The sequence below is a fragment of the Clostridium zhoujianii genome (genome assembly GCF_051590805.1).
In the GTDB taxonomy this organism is placed as follows: Bacteria; Bacillota; Clostridia; order Clostridiales; family Clostridiaceae; genus Clostridium.
Genome location: NZ_JBPUTF010000001.1, coordinates 2,733,544 through 2,752,326 on the forward strand (window position 1 = coordinate 2,733,544; position 18,783 = coordinate 2,752,326).

The following is an 18,783-nucleotide window of genomic DNA, read 5'->3' on the forward strand; positions in this document are numbered from 1 at the left end:
GACAGTATAATTTTATACTATCTCTTTTTTATTTCCTTGTATTAACTACTTACTAATCAACTTCATATCTCTTTGATAACTTTTCTAAAAAATCTCTGCACTGTTTATAATGATTAGAGGCTATTAATATGTCCCAGACATAACCATCTTTAAAAGCTATCTGAATTCTGTCTAAAAACATATCTTGTATAACCTTAGTTACTGCCCATATTGCCAATGGAATAGAAATAAATACTCCCATAGACATTAGTGGTATATCCTCTATATTAATATCCAATGCCTTTATTACAAGAAATAATAAAAACATAATAATAGGATATATTATTGAAAGTATTTTAAACTTATTTCTACAAAGCTTTATTTTCAACTCCCCTTCTTCATCTTTTATAAGCCTAACTACCTTATTAGTAAATCTTATTCCCACTATCTCATCTAAATCCTTATTCCTATCCATTAGTGGTTTATTTGCAACATTTGAATCTACAAAAAATACTCTTGTATCTGTAAAATACATAGTATCAAAGACTCCATAATCAAGGCCTGCACCCAAAGTAGTCATTCCAAAGAAAGATGATACTGTTAAAGCATTTAAAACTTTTATATTTCTTATTTTTATTATACTCTTAACCTGCTCTTCATCTTCTAGTTGTCTCTTAACTATATTATTTCCTTCAGCTATATTTTTTCTACCAATCTCAGTTCTTACAGCTCCGCTTATAATTCCTAGTTCCTCATTACTCATGTCCCCAAGCTCTAAATATTCGCTTATTTCTTCTTCTGAATATGTGACTCCGTTAAAAAGCTTAAATAGTTCCTTCTCTTCCATTCAACTCACCTCCTAAAGTTACCTTTAATTTTTTTCGCCCTCTCGATAGTCGTGTATATATATACTCTTCGCTAACTCCTAAATCCTTTGCAATCTTTCCTGCATCTTGTTCTAAATAATATTTCCTTATAAATATATCCTTATCCTTATCTTTTAACCCAATTAGAAGTTTCATAAATTCTTCTTTTTTATCTACAATGCTATACTCATCTTCATGGACTGGTTCACTTAGTATTTCCTCTTTAAGCTCTAAATTCTCCCTACTCTTGGTTTTTCTCATATTATCAATTGCAGTATATTTTGCTACTGAAATCACAAAATTAATAAATTTCCCCTTCTCTCCATCGTAGCAATCTATGTTGTTCCATATCTTAAGCACAACATCATAGAATACTCCTTCTATTTCACTTTTATCATAACTAGTAGCTAAAACCTTATTTAATACCCCATATACAAGTCTCCCATATTTTTTTATGAAATTATCTATTCCATTTTCGTCCTTTGCTAGTAATTGGCCAATTACAAAACTATCCTCCATAAATCCCCCTCAAATTCAGTTAACCTATTTCCATTACTTTAGAAAGACTTGTTACTCTATATACGTAAATATTGAGTAATATCTGTCATATTCCTAAATAAATAATTTGTTTATTTATTATTATCATCTAATATCATTTGCCAATATGCCACATTTAGCCATTCATTATTTTTAAATCCTATTTCCTTAAACTCAGCTATTTTTTCAAATCCAAGTTTCTCATGAAGGCCTACGCTCGCATCATTTGGTATAGTTATTCCTGCAACAATAGCATGATATCCATAGTCTACTGCTAATTTTATCAGCTCACTATATAATTTAATTCCAACACCCTTTCCCCTAGCATTAACATCTATATATATTGATGATTCTTTTGAAAATCTATAAGCTGAGCGTGAACGCCATTCTCCTAAATATCCATATCCTATAACTTGTCCCTCTTCTTCATAAACAATCCACGGATGATCTTTTATTTTTTCTTTTATTCTTTCCTCCATATCCTCTTGATTCAATTTTTCCTCTTCAAAAGTTATATTGGTATTTAGAATATAATAATTATAAATATCCACTATAGCCTTTGCATCTTCTATTACTACCTTTCTTATCATAATATCCTCCAAATTATGTCACCTTTATTTATATTATACAACTTATCACATATCTTTTCTCCCATAAAATTCTATATTGTGTGACTTAATCACTGAAATATTTATTGAACTTATTTATTATAAAGTTACTAATAAATTCATCTTAGGAGGAACTATGGCAAGTATGATTAGAAAAAAAGCTTTTGTTGATACAAATTACTGCGTAGCCTGTGGAGTCTGTGCAAATAACTGCCCTGTAAAGGCTATATCTATCTTTAAAGGTATTTATGCTAAAGTAGATTTAAGTAAATGTGTTGGTTGTAGTAAATGTGCTAAATTATGCCCAGCATCTGTAATTGATATGAAAATGGAGGATGAAATATAAATGAAACAAAAGAAAAAAAATTGGTATGATTACATGTGGATAGTATCCACTTTATATTTAACATTAGGCTTATTCAATATCCTTTTTGCTTGGCTTGGTCTAATTTGTTTTATAGTTCCACTTGTTATATCAATTATTGGTGGCAATAAAAAATATTGTAATAAATACTGTGGTAGAGGACAATTGCTATCGCACCTTGGAACAAAATTTAAACTTTCAAGGAACAAGCCAATCCCTAAGTTTTTGAAGACAAAATGGTTTAGATATGGATTTTTAGCATTCTTTATGACTATGTTTTTAAATATGATTTTTAATACCTTCCTTGTTTTTAGTGGTACAAATGATTTAAAAGAAGTTATAACTTTATTATGGACTTTTAAACTCCCTTGGAATTTAGTAAATATTTCTTATGCATCTCCTTGGATAGCTCAATTTGCCTTTGGTTTTTATAGTGTTATGGCTACCTCAACCATTTTAGGTATAGTAACTATGATTTTATTTAAACCAAAATCTTGGTGTGTTTATTGTCCTATGGGCACTATGACTCAAGGTATATGTATTCTTAAAAATAAAAGTAGTAAGGCTTAAACCTTACTACTTTGTATCCTATAATGCCTTTATAGCTACTAAATTTAATAAACTCCATGGTTTGTTAAAGTGTGGTTGGAAGAAGAAATCAGTCATTGCTAATTCTTCAATTGTCATCTTATTTTGAACAACTACTGATAAAGTATTCATCATTTGAGTTAAATCAATCTTAGATATAATTTGACCACCTAAAATCACCTTAGTATCTTTATCATAAACTAGTTTTACCATAGCCTCTTCAAAAGTCGGCATAAATTCTGGTCTATAGTTGTCTTTAGCTGTTACTGTAGCTACATTAAACTCAGTTGTAGCCTTTGCTACCTCCTCAGTCATTCCAGTTGATGCTATACACTGTTCATATATCTTGATTCCTGATGTACCTTGAGTACCCATATATTTTAATGTAGGTTTCTCAATATTTCTTGCTACTAAAGTTCCCATTCTAACAGCATTAGTAGCCAAAGGAATATATCTTTCATCTCCTGCTGGATTATATCTCACCACACAGCAATCTCCTGCTGCAAATACATCTTTCTCACTAGTTCTCATGTACTCATCAATAATTATAGCACCATTCTTTAATGTATCTAATTTACCTTGAACAATCTTTGTGCTTGGAGCAAACCCGATACATAAAATAACTAAATCACCTTCATAACTTCCGTTTTCAGTTACAACTCTTTGTACCTTTCCATTTTCTCCTTCAAACTTTTGTACCTTTTCTCCTAGAACAAGATTAATCCCCTTGTCTCTAAACTCTTTTTCAGCAATATCTGTGAATTCCTTATCAAGGTATTTCGCCATAATTCTATCTTCTGCATCTATTAATGTTACTTTCTTTCCTTTTAATTCAAATGCTTCTGCAAGCTCAACACCAATATATCCTGCTCCAATTACAACTACATTTTTAGCTGATCCAGTCTTTTCTACTATTGTTTCTGCATGGTTATGATTCTTACATAATACTATATTCTCTAAATCTCCGCCTTCGAACTTAGGTATTATTGGCCAAGAACCTAGTGTTAATACTAATTTATCATAGCTATCTTCAAATTCATCTCCACTTACTAAATTCCTAACTTTAAGCTTTTTATCTTCAAAATTTATATCTAATACATCGTGCTTCATCTTAGTTGTTACCCCAGCCTTTGCTAGGTTCTCTGGTGAATTATAGAATAATTTTTCTGGTTCTTTTATTACTCCACCCACTTGAAGAGCTATTCCACATGATAGGAATGAAATATTATCATTTCTCTCATATATTGTGATATCACTATTAGGATAAAGCTCCATTAAATTTACAACTGCTGCTGTACCTGCATGAGTACACCCCACAACTACTATTTTCATTTTAAGTCCTCCTCGGATAATTCTTTTTATTTGATAATTATTATTCTATTTTGATGATACTCCATTTTTTTCTAAAAGTAAATAGATTTTTGTTAAATAAATAACACTTTTTTCGACTTTTTAACTAATACTAAGGTGGTAGAAATATTTCTACCACCTTAGTTTTTCTTTAATAAACTCTTATTATGCAAACCTATAGTCCATTTATGCTATTGCTATAATTCTAACACTCCCACCTTCTATAAGCGGGACTGATACCTGTAGGTGGTTGCCTTTTAATGTATTAGTTCTCATACTCTTCATATGGAGTAAGTATTTCTATTATTAAAACCCCATATGAAGCTAATAATCACTTGCTCTTTTAAACACTCTTCTTTCAAGGCTTATTCTAACTATTTCTTCCTTTAAAAAATTTACTATACCATCAAAATCACTTTCATAATTCTCCTTATAATTTGTTATATTCACCAGCAAAGTCTCACATCTTACTCCAATGCTAGTCTCCTTATTTAATATTTTCATATCTATATCTTTTATTACTTCATTTAACCCTAATACCTTATCTTCAAATATTCTTCCAAAGGTCTCCCTTGTTATCCCTATTGCTATAAGTAAGTCTACTTTATATACATCACAACATTTTATTAAATTTCTTCTTATTATTTCATCTGTTTCAGGTATTATTCCATATGATACTATTTCAAAATCTTTTTCTTTTAGGTAATTAGTTATATACTCACCACTAGTGTCTTCCCTCTCCCCGGTGAAAGTCTTATCACTAACAGTAATTACACTAGCCTTATACATTCTTCCTCCTAGTAAAGATATTCTTTAGTTATATTTACTATTAAATTCCTCTAATTATGTTATCAATCTAATCTTTATTAATTAGCTTTTTTATATTTATTATGTAATATTACCCATCTCTTGTTAATTTCACTTCTTTAATTATATCCTCTAGAATTTTCTTTAATACAGGATCAATTGTTCCTGAAAATTCACTTTTGTTAAAACCCATAAATAGAACATACTTAAAATTAATGCTAACATTCCAAAAAACTTGATGAAAACCTGCTTCCAAAGCTCTTATTCTTAACTTATCTATAGATTCCCCCACGCCAACAATTATATCCCAACTTTCATCAATCTTATCTATTGCATCTTCTACTCTATTGCTATTAAAACTTATAGTATTTACTCCTATATCTTCGAATTTATTCTTTAAGATCTTAGCTATTTTCTCTTCGTTCTTGCCTACTGTTACTAATCCAACTACTAGTACTTTAGAAACACTATATACTTTGTTCATTTAATTTTCTCCTTAAATAAATGTTACCTTCCTATAACCCTTACTCATAATATATTTATTAACTAATACAAATAGTATTTAAAACATTATATATCTTTTAAATATATTGGGATATTTAGATAATCCTATATTCCACTTAGATAAACAATTTTTTCTACCATATGACGTATAAGTTTTAAAAGTTATCTCTCACCTAATAATTCTTTAAATTCTAACTTTTTTTAACTTTTTCTCGACTTAAAAGAACAATTTATAGCCCCCATCATAATATGTACTATACAAAAGCTTAAAGAAGGAAGTTTAATGCCTAACCTATTTAAGCTTGTATAAATTATTAAGACGGAGGTTTTGATGAATATTATGTCAGATAATGAAAGATACGATAACGATGATTGTGGTTGCAAAGAAGAACGTCATGAAAAACAATGTGTGGTAAAATGTATATCTCACCAAGGACCTAAACCAGGTAGAGCAATATTAAAATGTGGTTGTAATGGTGGTGCTCCAATTCCTGTAATTAGTATTAATGTTTTAGGAACTGTAAAGCCATTACCTCTAGCTAGTGTTACTATAGATAATAGTAACTTAAAATGCCCTACAACACTTTTAACTTTCACTGCTGAAATTTCTTCTGTTGAAGCTAGCCTTTTAAGACTAAACTTCTTTGTTAAGAAATCTTCAAAAAATGGATGCTGTGACTTTATATGTGGCACTCATCACTTCGCAGATGAACTTGATGATACCGGAACATCATCTATTTCATTCCAAGTTTGTGACTGTAATCCATGTGACGATTGTGTAACTTATAGTGTTGAATATGCTGCAACTGATGTTGTTCTTACTAATGGTGCATTTATAACTAATGCAATTCTAACAGCTCTATCTGTAGAGAACATTTGCTAATTTAAATCTTTATTAATTTAAATATTACTCCTAGAAGAGCTCTTTTTAGAACTCTTCTAGGATAATTGTTACCTTTATTAGATTTATGAATATCCTATATTAAATACAATTAATTTATAGGAGGATATATGAAGGTTCACCAAATTAAATCAAAATATACTTATTATACTCATATGGGTAAAGCAGGTCCACTAGTAATAAAAGCGCCTGTAATTCTATCTGATTTGAAAATTTTAATTCCTATTAGTACTACCCTCTCATTAGATAAGGATTATAAAAGTACTACAAGTGATTACAATAAAGTTATCATTTCAAAACTTAAGCTAAGAAATGAAAATGAGCTTGTTATTAGTGGCTTTTTACTTAAACTACTTGAATGTTCTATTATAGAAAATAATAAACTTTGTAAATATAATAGAATATTTAAAATACCTATAGATAAAAAAATCTGCATAGAATTCAATCAACAAGCAAATTTATCTTGTAAGTCATGTAAGTCTATACAAACCTTTGATCCTGAACCTTTTAATTGCCATCTTGACTCTATAGAACTTCTAAAAGATTCTGCTGAATATAGCTGTTATGAATATCTAAGTGAAATGGTTATCTCTGTCAGATTATCTTTATCCCAAGTTCAAAATGTCTTTATTCCTGAACCTGAAGGAAATGTATATATACAATCTAAAGGTTCTAAAAATTTCATCTTAACTGAAGATTGTAATAAAGATTTCTATTACCTTGTTGGAGAAAATCCTAAAAAGGGCTTAATAGCTGATAAGGTAACAATAGACACTGATTAACTTTAATATAAATCCCCAACTTTCTAATCTAATTGAAATAGGACCTATATATTCTTCAAACTCATCTTACATAGAATTCTTTGAAATTCTATGTATATAGGTGATTATTTAATAATATATAGGTCCTACTTTTTACTTATTTAATTATATACAATTCTCCATTATCAAATCCTGTAGTTATATGCTTAACCTTAAACAAGTCTAGATAACTATTTTCCTTAATTATATTCTTAATAATCTTTACTACACTATCAATTACACCTGCATAACTTATCTCTTTATTTATAGGCAAAGCTTTAAGATATTTATCTATTGGTCTAAAGTCTTCATTACACGCCCAATCATCGTCTTCCTCATCATAAAACTTTGCACCAATTAAATACATACAATACCCTTTACTACTTTCATATAACCCAAAGTTCAGCCCCTCTATGTCATCCTGAACCTTATCTTTTTCATCAACTTTTTTAATCCATTCTAATATTAACCCTTTTAATTCTCTCTCATCCAATACTATAACCTCCCAAATAACCCCAATATAATTATAGCATCTAAAAAAGACTTATATAAGAAAAATATCTTCACATCTAAATGATTGTAATATTTTAATCTTATATAAGTCTTATTTATTATTTCTAGTATTAATTTAATACTCTACGTGCACGTCCAATCTTACTCCATGGAACATTTACAATTCTAACATCAGCATTTTTATTAGGTGCTTCTATCCATTGACCATTTCCAATATACATTCCTACATGTTCAAGGTTTGAATAGAATAATAAATCTCCTGGCTTAAGATCATTTGTAGATACTTCTCTTCCGTTCCCAATTTGATCCCAAGTACTTCTTCCAATATTAATACCTGCTTGTCTAAATCCCCATTGCATAAGACCTGAACAGTCGAAGGCTCTATAACCCTTATCTGCATATCTTTCTGCTCTAACATAAGCACCATTAGCAGTTTGTGATGGATAAGTTGCCTTTAACATATTTAACAATGATGTTGTTAAATACTCTCCTGATCCACCCCACACATATGGGCTTCCAAGATGTGCCTTCATAGCATTAAATACATTTTCAAAAGTAGATGAAGGATTGGTTGATGTACTTCCATCCACTATTTTAATGTAGTCCTTTGATACATATCCTGGTTTACTATTAAATAATATCTTATACCAATCTCCTGTTGTTCCTATGATATCAACTACTTCTCCGCTTAATAGATATCCTAAAACACTTGAATTAGCATCAGCTTCAGATCTTACTCTTAAATTACTTGTAACATTATATACTTGTCCTTTTTTGTTTTCTACAACATCAGATCCACCATTATTTGAAGAGTCTGAGTTATTTGACTCACCTTTTTGTATATAATCCTTATGTGCATAACCAGTAGTTCCATCGAAATCTATCTTGTACCACTCGCCACTCTCACCTTTAATATCTACATTTTGCCCATTCTGTAATGTTCCTAAAACAGTTGAATTTGTACTAGCGCCTGATCTTATTCTTAATCCAGATGGCGCATTTACTACATGACCTTTAATAGTTTCTACATTTGTAGATCCACCATTATTTGAAGATCCTGAATCACTTGATCCAGCCTTCTTCACATAATCCTTATGAACATATCCAGTAGTTCCGTTATAGTTGATTTTATACCAACTTCCACTTTCTCCAGTTATCTCTACTTCTGCACCATTCTTTAAGTACCCTATAGCTGCTGAACTTGTACTAGCTCCTGATCTTACTGTAAGGCTAGTTGTTATATTAATAACTTGTCCTTTTTCTCCTGTTGCAGATCCATTATTACTATTATTATTAGATCCTGAATTACTTGATCCAGTCTTCTCTATATAATCTTTATGAGCGTACCCTGTAGTACCCTTGAAGTTGATTTTGTACCAATCTCCACTTTCTCCAGTTATCTCTACTTCTTCTCCATTAAGTAAATATCCAAGTGTTGAAGCACTAGTGCTTGGACTTGTTCTTACTCTTAAATTAGAGGTTATATTAACTACTTTTCCTTTTTCCGATGACGGATTTTCAGAAGGTGTTGATGGTGGAGTTGTAGAATTTCCTATTACTTTTACATAATCACCATGTATAAAACCTACAGTTGAACCAGACTTTATATTATACCACTGGCCACTTTTTGCTATTATGTCAAATGTATCACCATTTTGTAAACTTCCTATAACAGCAGAGCTTGTACTAGCAGTTTGTCTAATTCTTAGACTGCTTGTTATGTTTATAACTTGTCCTTTTTCTCCTGAAGATGGTGCATTAGAACTAGTTACTTTAATATACTCTTTAGATACATATCCTTCTTTACCGTTAAAGTTTATTCTATACCAACTACCTGTCTCACCTTTTATTTCAATGCTTTCTCCGTTATTTAAATATCCAATTACTGACGAACTAGTTGTTGCTTCAGATCTTACTCTAAGGTTACTTGTTATATTTACTACTTGTCCTCTTTGTACATTTCTTGCATTATTTATTGCTTCTTCTTGATTATACCCTTCATCAGTAACTGGTACAGCTTGTGCAGCTGTTTGGGATAGAGTTATTCCACCAGCAAATGTCGAAGCAGCTATTATTATTTGTAATATCTTCTTTCTATTCATCACTATCACCTTCCTTGACTTATAAAAACCCTTTTCATACTCTATTATATCTCATTATTAGTAAATTTCACATCATATTTGCCATATATATTCACAATTTTGTAATATTTTCTTCGACAAATAGATAATTATAATAATTTAACCATATATTTTTCATTTTTAACTATTTATCAACAAATATTTTAATAAATTTAATAATATATTATTAAATTAAAAGAGAGTGCCTACTTCATGGCACTCTCTTGAATCTCTAATCAATACTCATTTAAATTTCTTTACTCAGTTTTTTCTTACTATCAAAACCTGTGTCAACCTTAAATATAGAAAGTGATACCTTTTTATAAACTATAAATGTAACTACTGAAACTAAGACTGCCTTAACTCCATTGAAAGGCAAAAGACCTATAGTTACATATTGAATAGTTTGTGCTGGATCCATCACCATTCCAAAGGCTGGTAATAAAAAATATACATTAGCTATAATCCCAGCTACCTCCATAAAAAGTCCACCTACAATCATACCTATAATCGCACTATTCTTACTTTTACTCCTATGATAAATATAGGATGCTGGCACTACAAATGAAATTCCTATTATAAAATTCGCAATTTCTCCAACAAACCCTGTTGCAGTTCCAGTTAATAATAAATTTAATAGTATCTTCATTCCCTCAATCACTATACCTGCTGCTGGACCAAAAGCAAAAGCACCCATAAGTACCGGCAACTCACTTAAATCCATCTTAAGCCATGGAAATAACGGTATTAGTGGTATTTCTATCAACATAAGAATTACTGCAATTGCACTTAAAAGTGCCATTTTGATAAACTTGCTTAAATTTGTGTTTGGATTATTCAATTATCCATCCCTCCCCAAAGTTTATCTTCTGGAGCATCTTATTAGAATTTAGTTAATTTTCAATTTACTTTCCGGAAAGTAAAAAAGCCCTGACACAAATGGTCAGGGCAAACACACAAAATAAATAGAGCTAGCTCTACTAAATTCTAATACATTACCTTCTTTCATCCAGACTATACTGTCGGCCTCGGAGTCTCACCGAATCATGCTAAATAATTAGCTCGCGGGCTATACCGCCGGTGGGGACTTACACCCCGCCCTGAAGATTATTAATTTTTACATACTTATTATACATCCATTTTACTTTTTCTTCAAGTTATTTAATTAAATTTTTAACAAAAAACAGAATACTATTCTTCTTCCTTTATATCCTTCATAGTTAAAGAAATTCTCTTTCTCTTTGTATCTACTTCCATTATCCTAACTTTAATAACATCCCCAACCTTAACTATATCAAGTGGATGTTTAACAAATCTATCTGCCATTTGACTCTTATGAACTAATCCATCTTGGTGAACCCCAATATCAACAAAAGCACCAAAGTCAGATACATTCCTTACTGTTCCCATAAGTACCATTCCAGGTGTTAAGTCCTTAAGATCAATAACCCCTGTCTTTAATATTGGCTTAGGCATTTCGTCTCTTGGATCTCTACCTGGCTTTTGAAGTTCTTTAATAATATCCTTTAAAGTTAATTCTCCTATTTCAAGTTCTTTTTCAAGATTCTTTATTCCTCTATCATTAACTCTCTCTTCTATATCTCCAAGATTATTATTCTTTAAATCATTCTTAGAATATCCTAGAATTTCAATTAGCTTCTTTGCATCATTATAAGATTCTGGATGGACTGAAGTATTATCTAAAGGTTCTTTACTTTCAGCTACTCTTAAGAATCCAGCACATTGCTCATAAGCCTTTTGACCTAACCTCTTAACCTTTAACAACTCTTTTCTAGTCTTAAAGCCACCATTCTCATCTCTATATTCAACAACATTCTTAGCAATAGTTGCATTTATTCCTGAAACATACGTTAACAGACTTGGTGTTGCAGTATTTAAATCAACTCCAACCTTATTAACAGAATCTTCAACTACTCCCTTTAATGATTCCTCTAATCTTTTTTGAGTAACATCATGTTGATATTGACCAACTCCAATGGCTTTAGGGTCAATTTTAACAAGTTCTGCCATAGGGTCTTGAAGTCTTCTACCTATTGATATAGCCCCTCTTACAGTAACATCTAGATCAGGATATTCCTTAGTTGCAAGTTCTGATGCTGAATATACTGATGCACCTGCTTCTGAAACTATAACATAAGCTAGCTCCCTACCTGTTTCCTGCTTAATCTCAGAAATCATTTCTGCAATAACTTCCTCTGACTCTCTTGAAGCTGTTCCATTCCCTAAAGAAATAACATCAACATTATGCTTTTTAATTAAAGCCTTTAAGGTCTTCTTAGTCCCTTCTATATCTCGCTTAGGAACTGTAGGGTATACTGCTACATTCTCAAGAAATTTTCCTGTGCTATCTAATATTGCAACCTTACAACCAGTTCTAAATCCAGGATCATATCCCATAACAACTTTTCCCTTAATAGGAGCTTGCATAAGTAATGCCTTAAGATTTTCCTTGAAAATCATTATAGCTCCTACTTCACCTTTGTCTGTAAGTTCATTTCTAATTTCTCTTTCAATTGAAGGGAAAATTAATCTCTTATACGCATCCCTTATAGATAACTTTAACTGTTCATCAGTAGATATATTATTATTAAGTAATTGATTTTCTAAATAAGTAATAACCTTCTCCTCGTTTACTACTACTTTTACAGAAAGAACCTTTTCTTTCTCTCCCCTATTTATAGCAAGTATTCTGTGAGGTGGAATCTTTTTAACTTCTTCACTATAATCATAATACATTTCATAAGGAGTTGGTTCTTCTGATGCTCCCTTTGATTCTATATGTCCATCTCTCATAACTAATTCTCTTATATACTTTCTAAATTTAGCTTCTTCAGATATTACTTCTGCAACTATATCTGAAGCACCAGCTAATGCATCCTCTGCTTTTTCCACACCTTTTTCTTCATCAATATATTTAGCAGCTTCTTCTAATAAGTTTCCTTGAAAACTTCCTTCAATAATCATATTAGCTAATGGTTCTAATCCTTTTTCCTTAGCTATGGTTGCCCTAGTTCTCTTTTTTTGCTTATATGGTCTATAAATATCCTCAACCTCAGTTAAGGTTACTGCCTTTCCTAAAGCTATTGTAATTTCCTCTGTTAACTTTCCTTGTTCTTCAATTAACCTTGAAACATCTGCTTTTCTCTCATCTAAGTTTCTTAGGTATGTTAACCTTTCTGATAAACTTCTTAAAACCTCATCAGAAAGTCCCCCTGTTTTTTCTTTTCTATAACGGGCTATAAAAGGAACTGTATTCCCCTCATCTAACATTTCAATTACATTATTCACTTGACTAAGTTTAAGTCCAAGTTCTTTTGCCAATCTTTCTTCGATTTTTACCATTGTCTCCTCCTAGTTTTTTCATCCTGAAATAAATATAAAGCTATTTATTTCAAGACGCCCTAATTTACATAATATATTACTATTATAAACTTATTTACACTTTTAATAAATGTTTCGGCTAATTTTTGGAAAGATTTTATTAACTTGTTCTATTCTAATAGTAACCCTATAATAAGTATTATTACTAATTTCAAAGGAGAATTTAAATATGGAAAAACTAACTATGCTTGGTACTGGATCTGCTATGGTTACCAAATGCTATAATACCTGCTTTACTATTTCAAATAATGATGAATATTTCCTAGTAGATGCAGGTGGTGGTAATACTATCTTAACTAATCTAGAAAAAGCAAATATTCCAATAAGCAAGGTACATAATGTTTTTATATCACATAATCATAATGATCATATCTTAGGTGTTGTATGGGTTATACGTGCTGCTTGTCAAGGAATACTAAATTCAAAATATGAAGGTAATCTAAATGTATATTGCCATAAGACTTCTATTGATGCAATAAAATCTATTTGTTCTTTCGTACTTCAAAAAAAATTTTTAAAGCTATTTGATACTAGGATAATATTTAAAGAAATATCAGATAAATATGAGGCTGAAATCTTAGGAAGAAAAACAGTATTTTTTAATATAAATAGTACTAAAGATCTACAACATGGCTTTAAAACTACTTTAATTAATGGGAAAACTCTTACTTTCTTAGGTGATGAACCCTATAGAGAAAGTATTAAATCTTACTGCGAAAATATAGATTATTTACTTCATGAGGCATTTTGTTCTTATGCAGATAGAGAAATTTTTAAACCTTATGAAAAACACCATGCTACAGCAAAAGATGCTTGTGAAAATGCTAGAATTCTAAATGCTAAATCTATTCTTTTATACCATGCTGAAGATAAAAACTTATCTAATAGAAAAGCCAACTACATAAAAGAAGGAAAAGAGGTCTTTGATGGTACTATCTACGTTCCTAACGACTTAGATACAATAGATTTATAAATAACTTTTATATTATGTCTCCTTCTGTTATAATTTAATTGTAAATATTTTACAGAAGGTGATTTTATGAATAGAATGATAGAAAAATGTGTCTCTCTAGTATTAGTTATCCTAATAACTCTACTAGTACTAGATTATTTTAAAATAATAGTATTTAGTAAAGTGATTGGTGAATGTCTATCCTTTATTACAGTTGTATTCATAGTTTTTTCTTCTACAGCTGCAATATGTACAAGTAAATCAGGATTATATAAATTTATTAATTATATTATCCTATTAACCATTACCGTTGGACTAATAATAACCATAATTTACGACAAGCTTAATGTTATAGTTTATGTATCACTATTATTTACTCTTATCTATGGGTTGATGGATATGCTGTTTAATAAGTCCTCTTAAAATTAATAACTCTTCAAATCTCTCTAAGCCTTACTAACATAATCATATTATTGTTCTTAATTTAATAGTATTAATTAGTACTATTAAATTAAGGAGATAATATGAAAAAACTAGTATACATATTAATTACACTTCTGTCCCTTTCAGGACTAATTACATGTCTCATTCTAAAAGGAAGCTATTATGACTTTAACCCCTCTAATGTTAAAAATAACATAGAGTATCTTTCTTCTACTGATTTCAAAGGAAGACTTACTGGCTCTGATGAAAACTACATGGTAGGTAGTAATATAGAAAGTACCTTTAAAGAATATAATCTTAAACCCCTAGGTAAAGATTTTAAAGAAGGTTTCAATGTAATGACTCCCACATCTACTAATGCAAACTGTTCATTAAAAATACTAGAGGACAAAACTACTATTAAAGAATTCACCCTTGGAGAAGATTTCAAAGAGGACATGCTTAACTTCAAAGATACTTCTATTCAATTTACAAATGAAGATAAAATTAATATATATCAAAAATCTCTTTCTATAACTAAAGGAGACATAGAATACTTATTTTATGTTACATATGATAAGGAATTCTCTTTTAGAAGTTCATTTATAAATGATTCTGAAATTGGCTTTGCTATGCAAATAAACACATCGACCTTTAACGAAATACTAGATTCTTTACGATCTGGTTATACACTAGATGTTCAATTACCTTATAAAGTTCAACAAAAGGAAGTATTTAATATAGTTGGTAAAATAGATGGTACATCTAAAAACCTTCCTCCACTTATCATAACTTCTCATTATGATCATGTTGGTGCAGATACTTTAAATTCAGTATATTATGGTGCCTTAGATAATGCTTCTGGAACTGCATTTATGTTAGAACTTGCAAGAAGCTTTTCTACCTTAAAGATGCCAAAAAGAGATATTATCTTTGTAGCTTTAAATGGTGAAGAGTTTGGTTTACTTGGTTCTAAAGCATTTTCTAATAAATATAAAGATGAATTAAAAGGTGCTGAAGTTATAAATTTCGATATGATTGGTGTTAAAGATTGCCCTATCACCCTTATGGAAGGTGCAAATAGTAAGGATAATGACTCTAATTTATTACAAGACTTAGAAATTATATGTGATCAGAAAAACATAAAAAAACTAGTTACCTATCAAGATTCTAGTGATCATGCTAGCTTTATAAATGATGGATTTGATTCACTAACAATTTCTCATGCAGATGTGTCTAATATTCATACCCCTAGAGACACCCCTGAGAAGATTTCTACAGAAGCAATTAGTTCCGTTTATGATGTAGTTGAATCTAAGATATTGGATTATGCTTATGAAAATAATTTTTTAATATTTTATAATTCTAAAACTCTTATTTTTTTCTTCCTTTCTACCTTTACTTTAATTGGTTTTGGAATAATTCAACTTAATAAGTTGAAAAAATTTAATGATAGTAATGCCAATATATAAAAACATCTAGGAGAAATCCTAGATGTTTTTACTTTTACAATATACATATCTTAATTACGCATTTTCTATTAATGAATATATTTCATCATTAAGTCTACAAATACTCTCACTTACTTTTAATTCTTTCTCCTCTAACTGGTTAATTAAATTATTTACCCTATTCTCCAATCTTCTTATCTTACTTAAAGAATCTTTAATTTTATCTTGTACGGACATATCAGTAAAAATATTATCAAAAAACACATCAAAGGCATAAGTACTATTATCGAAGGTTATATCATCTATAGCAAGAACCATATTAATATCACTAAGCTCCATATTCAACCTTCCTATAGAATATCCTAACTTATTTAATTCCTTTCTTGCAGTGTCTAACTTATCATGCTTAGCTATTGATGACATCACGCCTCCACCAATCATGTCATAGGTCCCCCAAGATTTTGCACTCTTTAACGCTTTACCTGCATTCCTAATTATACTAAAACATTCTTTTCCTGATGTTATTGCTTCTAATATTTCTCTTCCCTCTTTTGTGTCTATCTCTAATAAGTTTTCTAATACTTGTAACTTTTCTTTTTTCTCTTTATCAAAGGATTTTATAAGTTCATACTTTTTCTTAATCAATTCTTCATACTGTTCTTCATAATTATCTATATTTTTAATTCTTAGTTTAATAGAATCTATATCATTCTCATATCCATTAACTACTTCTAAGCATTCCTGATACTTTAATTTTGCCTCTAAATATTCCTGTTCTTCTTTATATAATTTTTCTTCCTTATTACGTAAAATAGTTGATAATATATTTGCCATAGACATTTTTTCTAATCTTTCAACATCTTTAAATTCTTTGTCTAGATTCTTTTTTAGTACCTCTAATAACCTTTTTTTAATATCCACCGAATCCTGAATAGTGCCTAATTTTTTTTCTAATGTATTTCTAAGAATCATTTCTTCCTTACATTCTTTTATCTTAGTATTAATTTCATTAAACATTTTACCCCTCACCTCAATAAAGATATTATCACAATAAATATTATATCATTTTTATACCTCCTCTTTTCCTTGGTTATATACTTTTACCTTTAGCATACTCTCATTATCTTTTTCATCACATATAACTTATTTTCTTAATACCTCTGTCAAAATAAAAAAGAGTATGCCTAAAAATAATTTTTCATTTTTAAACATCCTCTTTAATTTAGAAACCTCATTAAGAGTTTCATATATACTTTTGTATTTATAACCTTAAATTTTCAATTGTACTACAGACCCATTTCCACTTTTTTATTCAGCTTCATTCATAATTCCTAATTTATCAAATATCATAAAACTTATACTTAGCACCATTGCAACAACAGTAGCTAATCCCATTCCTTTTAACTCAATATTTCCTAGTGTTAATTTTATTCCACTTAACCCTACTATAAATATTACAGAAGCTAATATTAAATTTCTTGACTTAGCAAAATCAACTTTTTCTTCAATGAATGTCCTTAATCCTGATGTTGCTATTGTTCCAAATAGTAAAAAGCTGACTCCTCCAATAACAGGGGTAGGTATTGTACTAATTAATGCTGACATCTTCCCCGAAAAGCCTAATAATATTGATATTATACCAGCACCACAGATTACATATACACTATAAACCTTTGTCAAAGCCATAACCCCAATATTTTCTCCATAAGTTGTTGTTGGTACTGATCCAAACATACCTGAAATCATTGTTGATATACCGTCTCCAAGTAGTGATTTATGAAGTCCTGGATCTTTTGCTAAATCCTTTCCAACAATACTACTTGTCACCTTCAGGTGCCCAACATGTTCAGCTACAACTACAAATGTTGCTGGCAATATTGTTAGTATGGCATTAATATCAAAATGTGCTACTTGTATCTTAGGGAAAGTAAATAAACTTGCATTACTTACTGCAGTAAAATCTACTAACCCCATAAAACACGCTGTTATGTATCCTACAACAACTCCTATCAATATAGGTATAACCTTTAAAAACCCCTTTAATAATACATTACTTAAAATCACTGTTATTAAAGTTACCATTGATACTATTACCCATGTTGTATTAAATGTAGGTGAATTACTTCCCCCTACTGGAAAACCTGCCATGTCTGCTGCTGTTCCAGCAAGCTCTAATCCTATTATTGTTATTATTGCTCCCATTGCTGCTGGCGGAAACAATTTATTTATCCATCCCATACCTGTATATCCTACAATAATAGCTATTGTTGAAAATGCTATTCCTGTAACTACGAAACCACCTTGTATAGTTTGAAAATCATAACCTTGTGTATATAATAATAAAACTGGTGCTATAAATGCAAAACTTGAGCCTAAATATGCTGGAATCTTTTTTCTAGTTATAAATGCATATAATAGTGTACCTATCCCATTAAAAAATAAAACTGTTGTTGGATCTACCTTTAAAAGAAGTGGTACTAGAACTGATGCTCCAAACATTGCAAATAAATGTTGAATACTTAATGGTATTGCCTTACTTAAAGGGACTTTTTCCCCTACCCCTATACAGTCCTTTTCATATTCTAATAATTCGTTATTTATCATTTCTGTCTCCCTTC

The 18,783-nt window shown here is 30.1% G+C and carries 19 protein-coding genes and 1 riboswitch; of the genes, 7 read left to right on the plus strand and 12 right to left on the minus strand.

The genetic code is table 11. The features are described 5' to 3' along the window. Window positions 1–52 precede the first annotated feature (52 nt). The 3 genes from ACSYT2_RS12950 to ACSYT2_RS12960 form a co-directional block, all read right to left on the minus strand. Window positions 53–826, minus strand: a complete 774-nt coding sequence (locus ACSYT2_RS12950; RefSeq protein WP_438384919.1) for a hypothetical protein — start codon at window positions 824–826, stop codon at window positions 53–55. Then, window positions 804–1,364: a sigma-70 family RNA polymerase sigma factor gene (locus ACSYT2_RS12955; protein ID WP_430855644.1), complete on the minus strand. Its 561-nt coding sequence runs from the start codon at window positions 1,362–1,364 to the stop codon at window positions 804–806. The genes ACSYT2_RS12950 and ACSYT2_RS12955 overlap by 23 nt, the downstream gene beginning before the upstream one ends. Window positions 1,365–1,474: 110 nt before the next feature. Beyond that, the gene (locus tag ACSYT2_RS12960; protein WP_430855645.1) at window positions 1,475–1,972 is read right to left on the minus strand and encodes a GNAT family N-acetyltransferase; all 498 of its coding nucleotides are present in this window, start codon (window positions 1,970–1,972) and stop codon (window positions 1,475–1,477) included. A gap of 154 nt (window positions 1,973–2,126) precedes the next feature. On the opposite strand from ACSYT2_RS12960, the gene ACSYT2_RS12965 reads away from it, so the two are divergent. Both ACSYT2_RS12965 and ACSYT2_RS12970 read left to right on the plus strand, forming a co-directional pair. Further along, window positions 2,127–2,336: an ATP-binding protein gene (locus ACSYT2_RS12965; protein ID WP_438384920.1), complete on the plus strand. Its 210-nt coding sequence runs from the start codon at window positions 2,127–2,129 to the stop codon at window positions 2,334–2,336. After that, entirely contained in the window at window positions 2,337–2,924 is a 588-nt protein-coding gene (locus ACSYT2_RS12970) for a 4Fe-4S binding protein (protein WP_438384921.1), read from the plus strand. Window positions 2,925–2,942: 18 nt separating this feature from the next. Here ACSYT2_RS12970 and ACSYT2_RS12975 read toward each other — a convergent pair whose 3' ends face one another. From ACSYT2_RS12975 to ACSYT2_RS12985, 3 genes are all read right to left on the minus strand, one after another. Beyond that, window positions 2,943–4,274: an FAD-dependent oxidoreductase gene (locus ACSYT2_RS12975; RefSeq protein ID WP_430855648.1), complete on the minus strand. Its 1,332-nt coding sequence runs from the start codon at window positions 4,272–4,274 to the stop codon at window positions 2,943–2,945. A 342-nt stretch (window positions 4,275–4,616) separates the two neighbouring features. After that, a complete protein-coding gene (locus ACSYT2_RS12980) occupies window positions 4,617–5,081 on the minus strand; it encodes a molybdopterin-binding protein (protein ID WP_438384922.1) in 465 nt (154 codons plus the stop codon). A gap of 109 nt (window positions 5,082–5,190) precedes the next feature. Next, window positions 5,191–5,583 carry a hypothetical protein gene (locus ACSYT2_RS12985; RefSeq protein ID WP_430855650.1) on the minus strand — a complete coding sequence of 131 codons (393 nt, stop codon included), beginning with the start codon at window positions 5,581–5,583 and terminating at the stop codon, window positions 5,191–5,193. A gap of 360 nt (window positions 5,584–5,943) precedes the next feature. Here ACSYT2_RS12985 and ACSYT2_RS12990 point away from each other — a divergent pair, with 360 nt between their 5' ends. Together ACSYT2_RS12990 and ACSYT2_RS12995 are read left to right on the plus strand one after the other, a co-directional pair. Beyond that, entirely contained in the window at window positions 5,944–6,486 is a 543-nt protein-coding gene (locus ACSYT2_RS12990; RefSeq protein WP_438384923.1) for a DUF4489 domain-containing protein, read from the plus strand. Between the two features lie 128 nt (window positions 6,487–6,614). Beyond that, a complete protein-coding gene (locus ACSYT2_RS12995; protein ID WP_438384924.1) occupies window positions 6,615–7,286 on the plus strand; it encodes a hypothetical protein in 672 nt (223 codons plus the stop codon). 136 nt (window positions 7,287–7,422) lie between these two features. Here the strand turns inward: ACSYT2_RS12995 and ACSYT2_RS13000 are convergent, their stop codons facing one another. The 4 genes from ACSYT2_RS13000 to ACSYT2_RS13015 all read right to left on the minus strand — a co-directional run bounded on the left by ACSYT2_RS13000 (window position 7,423) and on the right by ACSYT2_RS13015 (window position 13,300). Next, a complete protein-coding gene (locus tag ACSYT2_RS13000; RefSeq protein ID WP_438384925.1) occupies window positions 7,423–7,797 on the minus strand; it encodes a hypothetical protein in 375 nt (124 codons plus the stop codon). Between the two features lie 130 nt (window positions 7,798–7,927). Then, the gene (locus tag ACSYT2_RS13005; protein WP_438384926.1) at window positions 7,928–9,919 is read right to left on the minus strand and encodes a C40 family peptidase; all 1,992 of its coding nucleotides are present in this window, start codon (window positions 9,917–9,919) and stop codon (window positions 7,928–7,930) included. 265 nt (window positions 9,920–10,184) lie between these two features. After that, window positions 10,185–10,778 (minus strand): ECF transporter S component, encoded by a 594-nt coding sequence (locus tag ACSYT2_RS13010; RefSeq protein ID WP_438384927.1) that lies wholly within the window; start codon window positions 10,776–10,778, stop codon window positions 10,185–10,187. A 152-nt stretch (window positions 10,779–10,930) separates the two neighbouring features. Further along, a riboswitch (FMN riboswitch) is annotated at window positions 10,931–11,049 on the minus strand. Between the two features lie 79 nt (window positions 11,050–11,128). Next, a complete protein-coding gene (locus ACSYT2_RS13015) occupies window positions 11,129–13,300 on the minus strand; it encodes a Tex family protein (RefSeq protein WP_438384928.1) in 2,172 nt (723 codons plus the stop codon). A 208-nt stretch (window positions 13,301–13,508) separates the two neighbouring features. Between ACSYT2_RS13015 and ACSYT2_RS13020 the strand changes: the two genes are divergently transcribed. The 3 genes from ACSYT2_RS13020 to ACSYT2_RS13030 all read left to right on the plus strand — a co-directional run bounded on the left by ACSYT2_RS13020 (window position 13,509) and on the right by ACSYT2_RS13030 (window position 16,186). After that, on the plus strand, window positions 13,509–14,312 hold the full coding sequence (locus tag ACSYT2_RS13020; RefSeq protein WP_438384929.1) for an MBL fold metallo-hydrolase: 804 nt from the start codon (window positions 13,509–13,511) through the stop codon (window positions 14,310–14,312). A gap of 66 nt (window positions 14,313–14,378) precedes the next feature. After that, window positions 14,379–14,714, plus strand: coding sequence for a hypothetical protein (locus ACSYT2_RS13025; protein ID WP_438384930.1), 336 nt, complete (start codon window positions 14,379–14,381; stop codon window positions 14,712–14,714). 101 nt (window positions 14,715–14,815) lie between these two features. Further along, window positions 14,816–16,186 (plus strand): M28 family metallopeptidase, encoded by a 1,371-nt coding sequence (locus ACSYT2_RS13030; protein WP_438384931.1) that lies wholly within the window; start codon window positions 14,816–14,818, stop codon window positions 16,184–16,186. 54 nt (window positions 16,187–16,240) lie between these two features. Here ACSYT2_RS13030 and ACSYT2_RS13035 read toward each other — a convergent pair whose 3' ends face one another. Both ACSYT2_RS13035 and uraA read right to left on the minus strand, forming a co-directional pair. Then, window positions 16,241–17,182, minus strand: coding sequence for a hypothetical protein (locus ACSYT2_RS13035; RefSeq protein ID WP_438384932.1), 942 nt, complete (start codon window positions 17,180–17,182; stop codon window positions 16,241–16,243). A 291-nt stretch (window positions 17,183–17,473) separates the two neighbouring features. Next, window positions 17,474–18,769, minus strand: a complete 1,296-nt coding sequence (gene uraA / locus ACSYT2_RS13040; protein ID WP_430855660.1) for a uracil permease — start codon at window positions 18,767–18,769, stop codon at window positions 17,474–17,476. Between the last annotated feature and the right edge of the window lie 14 nt (window positions 18,770–18,783).